The organism is Streptomyces hirsutus (genome assembly GCF_001418415.1).
Lineage (GTDB): Bacteria > Actinomycetota > Actinomycetes > Streptomycetales > Streptomycetaceae > Streptomyces > Streptomyces hirsutus.
This window is the reverse complement of record NZ_LIQT01000102.1, coordinates 1-11,332: the sequence shown is the minus strand read 5'-3', so window position 1 is coordinate 11,332 and position 11,332 is coordinate 1. Positions and strand designations below refer to the sequence as shown.

The 11,332-nt window shown below is 75.1% G+C and carries 11 protein-coding genes; 4 read left to right on the top strand and 7 right to left on the bottom strand.

The genetic code is table 11. The features are described from left to right. The 3 genes from AOK11_RS09040 to AOK11_RS09030 all read right to left on the bottom strand — a co-directional run. Window positions 1-606: SDR family NAD(P)-dependent oxidoreductase (locus tag AOK11_RS09040; protein WP_055593140.1), on the bottom strand; the 606-nt coding region annotated here is incomplete at its 3' end. A 103-nt stretch (window positions 607-709) separates the two neighbouring features. Continuing rightward, window positions 710-1,957, bottom strand: coding sequence for an NAD(P)/FAD-dependent oxidoreductase (locus tag AOK11_RS09035; RefSeq protein ID WP_055593139.1), 1,248 nt, complete (start codon window positions 1,955-1,957; stop codon window positions 710-712). 238 nt (window positions 1,958-2,195) lie between these two features. Then, on the bottom strand, window positions 2,196-3,212 hold the full coding sequence (locus tag AOK11_RS09030) for a MerR family transcriptional regulator (RefSeq protein WP_055593138.1): 1,017 nt from the start codon (window positions 3,210-3,212) through the stop codon (window positions 2,196-2,198). A 156-nt stretch (window positions 3,213-3,368) separates the two neighbouring features. On the opposite strand from AOK11_RS09030, the gene AOK11_RS09025 reads away from it, so the two are divergent. From AOK11_RS09025 to AOK11_RS09010, 4 genes are all read left to right on the top strand, one after another. After that, on the top strand, window positions 3,369-3,977 hold the full coding sequence (locus AOK11_RS09025) for a sigma-70 family RNA polymerase sigma factor (RefSeq protein ID WP_055593137.1): 609 nt from the start codon (window positions 3,369-3,371) through the stop codon (window positions 3,975-3,977). Window positions 3,978-4,081: 104 nt separating this feature from the next. Continuing rightward, window positions 4,082-4,930, top strand: a complete 849-nt coding sequence (locus tag AOK11_RS09020; RefSeq protein WP_055593136.1) for a DUF4397 domain-containing protein — start codon at window positions 4,082-4,084, stop codon at window positions 4,928-4,930. Next, complete coding sequence (locus AOK11_RS09015; RefSeq protein ID WP_240497266.1) at window positions 4,923-5,579, top strand: class F sortase; 657 nt, start codon at window positions 4,923-4,925, stop codon at window positions 5,577-5,579. The genes AOK11_RS09020 and AOK11_RS09015 overlap by 8 nt, the downstream gene beginning before the upstream one ends. 52 nt (window positions 5,580-5,631) lie before the next feature. Continuing rightward, the gene (locus AOK11_RS09010) at window positions 5,632-6,060 is read left to right on the top strand and encodes a hypothetical protein (RefSeq protein WP_055593135.1); all 429 of its coding nucleotides are present in this window, start codon (window positions 5,632-5,634) and stop codon (window positions 6,058-6,060) included. 113 nt (window positions 6,061-6,173) lie between these two features. Here the strand turns inward: AOK11_RS09010 and AOK11_RS09005 are convergent, their stop codons facing one another. The 4 genes from AOK11_RS09005 to AOK11_RS08990 all read right to left on the bottom strand — a co-directional run bounded on the left by AOK11_RS09005 (window position 6,174) and on the right by AOK11_RS08990 (window position 11,160). Next, window positions 6,174-7,346: an acyl-CoA dehydrogenase family protein gene (locus AOK11_RS09005; RefSeq protein WP_055593134.1), complete on the bottom strand. Its 1,173-nt coding sequence runs from the start codon at window positions 7,344-7,346 to the stop codon at window positions 6,174-6,176. 28 nt (window positions 7,347-7,374) lie between these two features. Continuing rightward, window positions 7,375-8,214, bottom strand: coding sequence for an alpha/beta fold hydrolase (locus tag AOK11_RS09000; protein ID WP_055593133.1), 840 nt, complete (start codon window positions 8,212-8,214; stop codon window positions 7,375-7,377). A gap of 67 nt (window positions 8,215-8,281) precedes the next feature. Then, on the bottom strand, window positions 8,282-9,685 hold the full coding sequence (locus tag AOK11_RS08995; RefSeq protein ID WP_055593132.1) for an MmgE/PrpD family protein: 1,404 nt from the start codon (window positions 9,683-9,685) through the stop codon (window positions 8,282-8,284). Between the two features lie 782 nt (window positions 9,686-10,467). Further along, window positions 10,468-11,160, bottom strand: coding sequence for an IclR family transcriptional regulator (locus AOK11_RS08990; RefSeq protein ID WP_240497265.1), 693 nt, complete (start codon window positions 11,158-11,160; stop codon window positions 10,468-10,470). Window positions 11,161-11,332 lie beyond the last annotated feature (172 nt).

Sequence of the window (11,332 nt, the reverse complement as noted above, 5' to 3'; positions counted from 1 at the left end):
GTCGCCGCCCGGGGGCAGGGGCGGGGCGGTGCCGGCGACGGGCCGGTCGGCGAAACCGGTGTCCAGGTGTCCGGGCCGGATGTCCAGGACCCGGATGCCGGTGGTCCGCGCCTCGCGGCGCGCGGCGGAGAGCCAGGCGCTCAGCGCGGCTTTGGAGGCGCTGTAGTCGGCCATCCCCGCCTGCGGGCGCTCGGCGACCGCGCCGGTGAAGGCGGCGATCAGGGACCCGGGGGCCATGAGGGCGAGCGCGGCGCGGAAGAAGGCGGCGGGTGCGAGGACGTTGACCGCCGTCAGATGCTCCGCGATCTCGTCACCGAGCCCGGCGGCCCGGCCGAAGGCGACCGATCCGAAGGCCGTCACGACCGCGTCCAGCCCGCCCAGGGCATTCGCCGCACCGTGCACGGCGCGGGCACAGGAGGCGGGGTCGTACGCGTCGAAGAGGAGGGCCGGAGCGCCCGGGTAGGTCCGGGCGGCCTCGGCGAGGCGGGCCGGGTCGCGTCCCGCGAGCGCCGGGCGCGCTCCGCGGCCGGCCAGTTCCGCGGTGAGGGCACCGCCGAGAACGCCGGTGGCTCCGGCCACCAGCACGCGCGCGCCGTTGATGTCCACGTCTCACTCCCGGTCGCAGGGGCAGGTCGGCGGCGCTGCGTGCCGCGCTGTGGGTTCCGTGGGCCGGCCGCCGGTGGATGCGCCGGGCACGGTCCGGTCCGGGTCAATCGAGCGCCAGGTCGTTCAGCGCCTCCCGGGCGGCCCGGGTGCCCGAGGCCAGCGCGCCCTGCACGGATCCGGTCGCCCGGTGGTCCCCGCAGACGTACCGGCCCGGTGCGAAGCGCGTCGTACGGCTCAGCGGCCAGGGCGGCTCCATCGCGGGCAGCGCCCCGGCCACGGTGTACGCGCCGACCTGCTGCCAGCCGCTCGTGTCGGTGCCGTAGAGCTCGGACAGGCGCCGGCGCACCGCCCCGTCGTCCCCGGGCCGGTCGGGGCCCAGGACGGAGCTGGAGATCAGCGCGGTGCCGGGCGGGGCGTAGGTGGGCGTCACCTCGGTGAGGACGCAGGTGTTCAGCACCGCCCCGGTGCTGTCCACCAGCAGGGTCGGCTCGGCCAGGGGGGTGTGCGCGGCGGCGTGGTAGTACGTGGTGACGGTACGGCCTTCGGGCACGGCCAGGCCGGGCAGCAGACGGGCCGCGGTGGCGGCGTCCGTCGCCACCACGACGGACCTGGCCGGCAGCTCGCGGCCGTCCTCCAGGAGGACCCCCGCCGCGGTGAGCGCGGTGACCGGTGTCTCCAGCCGCAGGACGCCGTCGGGCAGGCCGTCGGCCAGCCGGCCGGGGACGGCGCCGATGCCGTCGGCGGGCAGGCAGAGCGTTCCCCGGACCATGCTGCGCCAGACCAGGTGGAAGAAACGGGCGGAGGTCTCCAGCCGGTCCTCCAGGAACACGCCGGACAGGAACGGCCGCAGAATCTCGGTGACCGTCCCGGCCGACAGCCCGGCGCGGGACAGTGCGGCGGCGGTCGAGCCGTCCGGACACCGGGTGAGGAGTCCGGCGGGCAGAAGGGCGTCCCGCGCGGTGAGCGCCGCCATCGCGGCCAGGTCGCGGGCCGGCAGGGCCCGTCCGGGCAGCAGTGTCCCCGCCGACCTCGGCCGCCGGGTCGGATCGGCGAGGTGGACGGGGCCCGTCGAGGTGTGCGCGGTGATGCCCGGTGTGAAGGGCCTCAGCCGCAGACTCCGCAGGTCGAGGCGTCGCTTCACCTGGGGGTAGGAGGTGTTGAACACCTGGAATCCGCGGTCGAGCCGGAATCCGTCCCGCCGGTCGGTGCGCATCCGGCCGCCCACGCCGTCGGACGCCTCCAGCAGGGCCACCCGCCGTCCGGCACGGCACAGGTCCAGCGCGCAGGCCAGGCCGGCGAGACCTGCTCCGACGACGACGGCGTCCGGAAACCCGTGGTGCCGAGTGTTCATGTTCCTCTTCCTCCGCCACTCGATTCCCTCTGCGCCGAGGGCCGGTACTCGTCCTGGGGCGCGCGCTTCGCCCGCGCCGCCGCACCCTGTCCCACCTCGCCCGCCACCCGTGCGGAACGTGTCGTCGGCGGGCGCCGTGCGCGGTGGCGGGATCCACCGCGTGCCCTGTCCACCCGAGCACGTCGCGTCCGGCGGGGCCAGGCGCCACCACGACCCGGTACCCGCCGAGCCCGCCGGATCACCTGAGCGCGACCGACTCCACCGCCGTGACCGCCTCCGCGAGCCCCGACGGACGCGGCAGTCCCTGCACGGTCTGCCCGGCCCAGCCCGGTCCCAGCGTGAGGACGACCGGCTTCCTGCGCGCGCCGCGCACCCCCCATTCCATCGCGGCCACGTGCTGGGCCAGGGGTCTGCTCGCGGTGGTCCGCGACTGGGCCCACAGCCCCACCGCGACCGGCCCGGTCCTGCGTACGGCGGCCACGAGCGACTCGACGGGCAGCGCGCCGCCGAACATGCGTACCGGGAGACCCCGTTCGGCCAGTGCGGCGGCGAGCACCTCCAGCGGCAGCGTGTGGTTCTCCGCGGGCACGCAGGCGAGCACCGTGGTGGCGCCGGGCCGGTCGGCGACCACGGGCGGAGCTTGGCGCCGCAGCGCGCCGGAGACGTGCCAGGAGAGGAAGTGCTCGACCTCGACGTATCTCTCGCCCGAGCTCTCCCACTTGCGGCCGACCGCCTGCAGCGTCGGCACGATCACCTCGGTCCAGGCGGTGACCAGGCCGTGTTCCTCCATCGCCGTCCTCAGCAGTTCGTCGAGGGCGGCGGCGTCCAGGCGCAGGGCCGCGCGCGCGACTCCTCTGCACTCCTGACGCACGTCGCCCAGCCGGAGACCGGAGCCGGCCCGGCTGCGTCGGCGGGCGGCCGGCGCCGGAGGGGGAGCGGTGCCCGCCCGGGGCGCGGCGCCTGTCCGGGGCGCGGGCGCGTCGGGCAGCACCTCGTCGAGCGCCAGCCGGGCGGCCTCGGCGGGTGGCAGGCCGGTCGCCGTCAGTGCGCACATCCGCTCCAGCCGGGCCACGTCCGCGTCGGTCCAGCGGCGGTGCCGGCCACCGGTGTGCGCGGTGGGGCCGAGACCGTAGCGGCGGTCCCACGTCCGGACGGTCGTGGGTGCCACCCCCAGACGCCGCGCCACCTCACCGGTGGTCAGCCCGCCGCCACGCGACGCGCTCCCGCTCTCCCCGACATCTCCGTTCGGACCCACACTTCCCTCTTCCGACGCACAATCGACGCATGTTGTTTGCGTCGTTTCGGCTCTCCACACTGTAGTCCAGGCACTCGGTCAGGGCGCGCGTGCCGACCGGCGGGCGTGACAGTCGGCCTTCCGCCCGCACAGGACGCACGCAGGAGGAACAAGGCCATGAGCACGAAGACACGGTCCACCGGTGTCCGCCCCGCGGCGGCGGACGAAGCGCTGTACGAGAGCGAACTGGCCCGTGGCCTGCGCGCCGCGGACGAGAACGCGTTCGCGGCGGTCTACCGGCGCTGGGGCTCGCTCGTCCACACGATGGCCACCCGCTCGCTCGGCGACACCTACGAGGCGGACGACGTGACCCAGCAGGTGTTCCTCGGCGCCTGGCGCGGACGGGAGGGCTTCCGTCCTGAGCGGGGCCCCCTCGGCGCCTGGCTCGTCGGCATCACCCGTCGGAAGATCGTCGACGCCCTGGCGACCAGGACGAAACGCCTCACGCTGGTCGACTCGGTGGCACACGACGCCGGCACCCGGCCGCACGAGGAGCCGCCACCGGACGAGGTCCTGGACCGGGTGCTCCTGGTCGACGCCCTGTCCCGGCTGCCGCGCGCCCAGCGCGAGGTGCTCTGCATGGCCTTCTACGAGGACCTGACCCAGGCCGAGATCGCCGAGCGGACCGGCATGCCCCTGGGCACCGTGAAGAGCCACGCACGTCGTGGTCTGCTCCGGCTGCGCCAGGGCATCGAGCAGGGCCGCGCCGACGACACCGCCGCGTAGGCGGACCGGAACACCGGTGCCGGGCGCATCCGCCTCGGCGCCCCCACGCGAAACGGATACGAGACCCCGCGACCGGCGGAATCCTCACCGAAGGAATGATCCTCATGACTTCCCGGACCTCTCGGACCTCTCGGACCCTCGCCGCCTCGGCCGGAGCCTGCGCCCTCGCCCTCGGCGTGGCCGCGCCCGCCCTGGCGGCCCCCGCCGCCGACGGCGACGACACCGCCATGGTGTCCGTCTTCCACGGCGTTCCCGGCCTGACCGTCGACGTCTACGCCAACGGTGACGAACTGCTCGGCGACTTCGAGCCCGGCACGGTGACCGACCCGCAGTCCCTCGACGCCGGCACCTACGACATCCAGCTCTTCGAAGCCGGCCAGGGCCCCGACGGCACCCCGGCCGTCGAGAAGAAGATCGAGGTGCCCGCGGGAGCGAACGCCACCATCGCCGCCCACCTCTCCGCCGACGGCAAGCCCCGGCTGACGGCCTTCGTCAACGACGTCTCCAAGGTCGACGCGGGCAAGGCGCGACTGACCGTGCGTCACGTCGCCGCCGCCCCGGCCGTGGACGTCCGAGCGGGCGGGCAGCCCCTCTTCAAGGGGCTGGAGAACCCCGAGGAGGACACCACCGTGGTCGACGCCGGCACCGTCCCGGCCGACGTGGTGCTCGCCGGCACGGACACCGTGGCGATCGGCCCGGCCGACCTGGATCTGAAGGAGGGCGCCGGCAACGTCGTCTACGCCTGGGGCAGCGCCGCGGACAAGAACCTGGCGCTGGCGCCCCAGACGCTCGGCGGCATGGAATCCGTGCCGAACGGCGTCGACGCGGGCGGCAGCGGCGCCGCGGTCGCCTCGAACTCCTCCGACCAGTGGGTGGCCTGGGCGGCCGCGGCCGGGACGGCGGCGCTGGCGGGCGTCCTGGTGGCCCGCCGGGCCGCGGGCCGGCGTGGGTGACACCGCGCGACGGCTGACCGGTCTCGTCATGGCGACCGCCGCTCTGGCGGCGGTCGCCACCCTGCGCGCCGGGCCCTCGGACCAGGGGACCCCGCCGCCCGACTTCGGGCCGGCGGCCCCGGCGCGGGCGGCCGCCGCGAGTGGACTCCCCGGCGCCACCGAGCCGTCGCCGCCTCCCGCCCCGCACGGCGAACGGCGGGAGGCGCCACCGGAGCGCGTCCTGGTGGGCGACGTGGGCCTGGACGCCCGGGTCCGGCCGGTGGGCGTCACCGAACAGGGCGCGCTGGCCATTCCGGGGGATCCCGCCGTCGCCGGCTGGTACCGCTTCGGTCCCGCGCCGGGAAGCCCTCGGGGGTCGGCCGTGCTCGTCGGACACGTGGACGGCGACACCGGTGCGCTGGGCGAGTTCGCCGCACTCTACGACGTGCGGCCCGGGGCCCGGGTCGAAGTGCGGCGCGCCGGCGCCGGGTCGGCGGTCTACCGCGTCGTCGCGCGTGCGACGGTCCCCAAGGACGGCCTTCCGTCCTCGACGTTCCGGCGGACCGGTCCCCCGGTTCTCACCCTCGTCACCTGCGCGCCCCCGTTCGTCCCCGAGGCGGGCGGCTACCAGGCCAACCTGGTCGTCACAGCGGAGCCTCTCCCTGCCTGAGACCGGGCCGGTACGCGCGGACAGGACACGGAGCACGAGATCAGGAGGGTACGTGGCACACGTCGAGCCCGCGCACCTGGTGGAACTGGCACTGGGCAACGGCGTTTCGAGCGACGACGCCGACGCCCTGCGGCACATCGCCCTGTGCCGCGCCTGCCGGGAGGAGCTGACCCTGATGGCCCGGGTCGTGGCCGCCGCACGCGGCGTGGAGGAGGCCGACCTTCCGGTCGCGCCCCCGCAGCGGGTATGGCTGCGGATCGCGCAGGAGGTGTCCCGGACCGGGGAGGCGGCCCCGCCACCGGTCGTGGAGCCCGTCCGCCGGCCCCGTGCGGTGGGGGGAGCCGGACGTCGCGCCGTCCGCTCCCCGTGGACCGGCACCCGAACGAGCCGCCGGGTGCTGGGTCTTCTCGTCGGAGCCGCCGTCGTCGTCCGATGGTCGGTACGGACCCGTTCGGCGCGGCGGGCCGGCCGCGGCGGCTGACCCCGCGTGCGCCCCTTACGGCCCCGGGTGCCCGGCCGGTCCCGCCCCTTCTCCTTCCCTTGCTCCTGCTCCTGCTCCTGCTCCTGCTCCTGCCCTCAGACTTGCTCCTGCCCTCAGAAGAGCACCGACGCCGGCAGCGGGTGTCCGTAGGTGTTCAGGCCGTAGGCCTGGTAGATCGGGTCGGCGTTGTTGCTGGCGTGGTTCATCGCGGCGTGGATGTCGCGCCAGCAGCGCTGCAGCGCGGAGTCGCTGCGCAACGCCGAGCCGCCGGCGTGCAGGAACAGCTCGTCGACGGCGTCCACCGCGCGCCGGGCGATGCGGACCTGGTTGCGGCGGACCCTCAGCCGTTCCTCGGGCGAGAACCGCTCGTCGCGCTGTGCCTGCTCCCACATCCGCTCGATGTCGTCGAAGAGCTGGACCTCGCCCGCCTCCAGGTCGGAGATCGCCCGGCCGAGCACGGCGAGCTGGTGCGGATCGTTGGCGGTCTTCACTCCGCGTGCGGTGACCCGGCCCCGCATCGAGGCGATGAACGCGGCCAGGGCGCCCTGCGCCATCGCGACCGTGGCGGTGGTGATGCCCGCGGTGAACATCGGGTGGAAGGGCATCCGGTACAGCGGCGAGTCACCGCGGCCGACCCGGTGGGCCAGGCCGCCGTCCTCCATCGGGGCCGGGTCGAGGATCCGGTGCTCCGGAATGAACTTGTCCTCGATCACGATGTCCTTGCTGCCGGTGCCGCGCAGCCCGACGACGTCCCAGGAGTCCTGGACGATCTCGTAGTCCTTGCGGGGAAGGACGAAGTGGCGCAGTCCGCCCGGGACCGGCTTGCCGTCCTCGTCCACGATCAGGCCGCCGAGGATGATCCACCGGCAGTGGTCGGTGCCCGAGGAGAAGGGCCAGCGTCCGCTGAACCGGAACCCGCCCTCGACCGGGGTCGCGCGCCCCAGGGGGGCGTACGGCGAGGCGATCCAGGTGTCCGGGTCATCGCCCCAGATCTCCTTCTGCAGGGCGATGTCCATCTGGGCCACCTCGAACGCGTGGACGCCGACCACGCCGGCCACCCAGCCCGCGGAGGAGGAGTGGACGCCGATGTCACGCAGGGTGCGGAAGAAGTCGACCGGACCGGCCTCGTGGCCGCCGAACTCGGCCGGCTGGAGCATCCGGATGACGCCGCTGGAACGCAGCACCTCGGCGGCCTTGTCGGTCAGCCGGCCCAGCTCGTCGCTGGGTGCGGCCTCGGCGGCGATCTCCTCGGCGCGGGCCAGGATCCGCTCGTGTACCTCGTGCATGGCAGAAGCCCTTTCTTCCTCTTCTTCCTCAGTTGTGGAGGAGGAAGTCGGTGACGGTGCGGTTGAACTCGTCGGCGTGCTCGAGCTGGGCCCAGTGGCCGCAGCCGGCCAGCAGCACCATCCGGGAGCGGGGCACCAGCGAGACGAGCTTCAGCGAGCTCTCGTAGTGCACGACCCGGTCGTCGCGGCCGTGGACGAACAGGGACGGTGCGGTGATGCCGGCGATCTGGGCGTGGGTGGCCATGTGCGGGCGCGGCCTGCCGATGCCGTCGGCGAAGTTGGCGAGGTGGTCCGGGCGCTCGACCGCGGCCCGGTGGCGCCGGCGGACCAGTTCCGGCGAGGCGTGCGCCGGGTCGAAGGTCATGACGTCGACCAGGTCGCGGAAGTTCTCCTCGGTGGGCTCGCGGTAGGTCCGCTGCAGCACCTTCACGCCCTCGCTCGGCCCGCCGCCGGGGACGAAGAGGTGGGCGCCGCCGACTCCGGCGCCCATGGTGACGAGGTGGCTGGTCCGTTCCCGGTGGGTCGCGGCGAACATGACCGAGGTGGCGCCGCCCATCGAGTTGCCGATGAACGCCGCCTGCTCGATCCCCAGGGCGTCGAGGAACTCCAGCGCGGTCGCGGCGTGGTCGCGGTCGTCGTAGCCGACCGGGTCGGACTTGCCCCAGCCGGGCATGTCGACGGCCAGGCAGCGGAACCGCTTGCCCAGCTCGCGGATGTTCGCCGCGAAGTTGTTCCAGCCGGTCGCACCGGGGCCGGAGCCGTGCAGCAGGACGAGCGGGTGGCCCTCGCCGTACTCGTGGTAGTGGACGCGCCCGCTCGGCAGTTCCACGAAGCGGCTGGTCGCTTCCTCGGTGAAGGTGTCGGTCATGGTCCGGTTTCTCCTGGTGTCGGGTACGGCGGCGCGATGCGGGTCGCGGCCGGGGAGGCGGGCCGGGTCAGCCGTGGACGGGCGGACCGGCGAGAAGTGTCTGCAGGTCCCGGGGCTCGTCGGTGTCCGGGACGGCGTGCAGTGCGTCGAACCAGTCCGTCTTCTCGGGTCCCCGTCCCACGCACTGGTGGAACTTGGCGGCCAGTTCGGCGGACGAGAGCGGCCGGTGCGAGTCGCCGCGGGAGTGGTGGACGTCGCGGACCAGGAGCCGGCCGTCCTCGGTGTGCAGCCGGACGACGGTGTGGCCCGGCTCCTCGGCCGGCGGCCGCTCGGCGAGCTCGATCCGGGCCATCAGCTCGGCCACTCCCGGACGTTTCAGGGCCTCGTCGGTGAAGTCGCCGAGCAGTACGTTCCCGGTCAGCAGGGCGACGGCGAGGGTGTACTCCAGGGAGAACTTGGCCTCGAGCCCGTTGCCCGGCCCGGTGTCCCGCAGCGGGCGGGTGCCGCCGTGCTCGAGGGTTACCTCGATCCGCGAGATCCGGCCGACGCCGGCCCCCAGCTCCTCACGCAGGGAGAGTCCCGCGTCGATCGCGCGCTGGGTGGCGAAGCAGGAGGGATAGGCCTTGATCGCGTAGTCGTCCACCCAGCCGGTCACCCAGTGCTCCAGCCGCTCCCCCAGGACCGCCGTGCGCCGCGGGTCGTGGTCGCCGAAGAGGTCCAGGAAGCCGCCGCGCGCCTCCAGCTGGGCGGGGTGGGCGGTGAAGCCCCGGCGGGCGAGCCCCACGGCCATCACGGCGTCCCGGGAAGCCAGGCCGGCGTGCATCGGTTTGGTCATCGTGCCGAAGTTCGCCAGGCTCCCGGACGCCTGGGAGGCGGCGATGCCCAGGGCGTGGGCGGTCACGTTCCCGTCCAGGTCGAGCAGGCGGCAGCCGGCCGCGGTCGCGGCCAGCCGTCCGGTGGTGGAGGTGTTGTGCCAGCCCCGGCCGTAGTGGACGGCGTGCGGGAGCGCCTCGGAGACCGCTCGGAAGACGGCGGAGCCGACGCTGTAGGCGGCGTCGAGCTCGGCGCCGGCCACCGGACGGCGGGCGGCGAGCGCGAAGAGCGTCGGCAGCAGGACCGCGGCGGGGTGCATGGCCATCGAGGGAGCGGCGTCGTCCCAGTCCAGGGCATGCGCGGCGGTGCCGTTGACCAGGGCGGCGTCGGCGGGTCCGAGTCTGCTCGTCGAGCCCCACACGGCCGCCGTCCCGGCCTGTGCGACGACGTCGGACGGCGCCTGGTCCTCGACCCAGTCGCGCACCAGCACGGCCGCCGGAGTGCTGAGCCCGGCGACGGCGACCCCGACGGTGTCGACCGTCAGGCCGCGCAGGGCCGCCCGGGTGGCGGGCTCGGCGCGGCGGTCCCGCCGGCGGACGAAGTCGACCAGCTGCGCGGTCGCGCCGACCTGCTGCGGCGTGGGGGAGGCGACGCTCACGGCTGTCCTCTCGGTGGTGGTCCCAGGGGCCGCCCGGCGGCCCGCGGTGACCAGTCTCGGAGCAGCGGACGCCGAGCGGTCCGTGGCTCGCATCCAGCGGAAAGCGAGTTGGTGGCGGAGGCACTACGGGCACGCGCGGCTGCCGGCCGAAACGGGTCACGGGGCGCGTGGCCACCAGCCGGGGCGGCCCGCACGGGAGCATGCCTGCCGGTCGGTGTTTTCCCCGGCCCAGGGGAGAGCCGCCCGTGGGGTGGGGCGATGCCGGGCGTCGAAGCCGTATGCGGTCGCCGGCGGCCGGTCGTGGGTGAGCGGCCGTAGGCGCGGTCACCGGTGGCCGGTCGTGGAGGGGCGGCCGTAGGCGCGGTCACCGGCGGCTGGTCGTGGAGGGGCGGCCGTAGGCGCGGTCACCGGCGGCTGGTCGTGGAGGAGGAACCGGCTGCCCGGCGGGGGCCTGTCCCCTTGCCCCCTCGCGCGGAGGCCGCGGCGGTACAGACCGTGGTCGATCGGCTCGTTGCGGGAATGGCCGTGAGGTCGGCCGGGTCCGAGCGATCCGACGGGTGCATGTTCGCGGGCTCTCCCGGGCATGCGCCGGTGCGGCGCACGACCGACGTGGCGACCTGCGGTGCCGCGGCCTCCGGCGCGCCGGGCAGCGCCTACCGCCACGGTGCGCCGGGAAACGGGGTGTCCGGGACCTCCGGCCGTGTCGCCGACGTCCCCCGCGGATCGCCCGGGCGACGAGGTCGATCGCCCGGGTGGCCTCGGCGGTGCGGGAGCCCGCCCCTTCAGGCGTGCGTTCTGCCGAGCGCGGGCTCCTCCAGGCTGCCGCGCAGGCCGGCGGAGATGTCCCGGGCGGTGGTCCGGGCCTGGCGGCCCAGTGACACCGGCGGGTGCTGGCCCCGGCGACCGCCGATCATCACGCAGGTGCTCACCGTCTGGTCCTCGGCGAAGACGGGCGCGGCCGCCCAGACCAGCGGGGAGGTGTGCTGTGCGCCGGTGGGAGAGTGCGCGAAGCCGATCTGCCGGACCTGGGCGAGCGTCTGCCGCCAGGCGAACTGTTCCTCGCTGCGCAACGGGCGCGACGCGGGCCGGCGGTCCGGATCGCGTCCCCAGGCCAGGAGGACCAGGCCCGCGGGGTGCTCGTCCAGTGCCGGCGATCCGAGCTGCTCCCAGACCCGGACCGTGTTGCGGCCGGCGATCTTGTCGATGATGTGCAGCCGGTCGCCCTCGCGGGTCACCAGGGCGACCGGCAGCCGGGTGCTCGCGTGCAGGTCGACCAGAGCCGGGCGGGCGCAGTCGCGCAGCAGCCGGATGTCCGGGACACCGTGGCCGAGCCGCCACAGGCGCGGGCCGAGCCGGTAGCGGCCGCGGCCGGTCCGCTCGATGGCGCCGTGCTCGGAGAGGGTGGCCAGCATGCGGTGCACGGTCGCCGGCGGCAGGTCGGTCACCGCGCAGATGTCGGCGACCGTGCACCGCATGCTGGCCACCCTCTCCGAGCACGGCGCCATCGAGCGGACCGGCCGCGGCCGCTACCGGCTCGGCCCGCGCCTGTGGCGGCTCGGCCACGGTGTCCCGGACATCCGGCTGCTGCGCGACTGCGCCCGCCCGGCTCTGGTCGACCTGCACGCGAGCACCCGGCTGCCGGTCGCC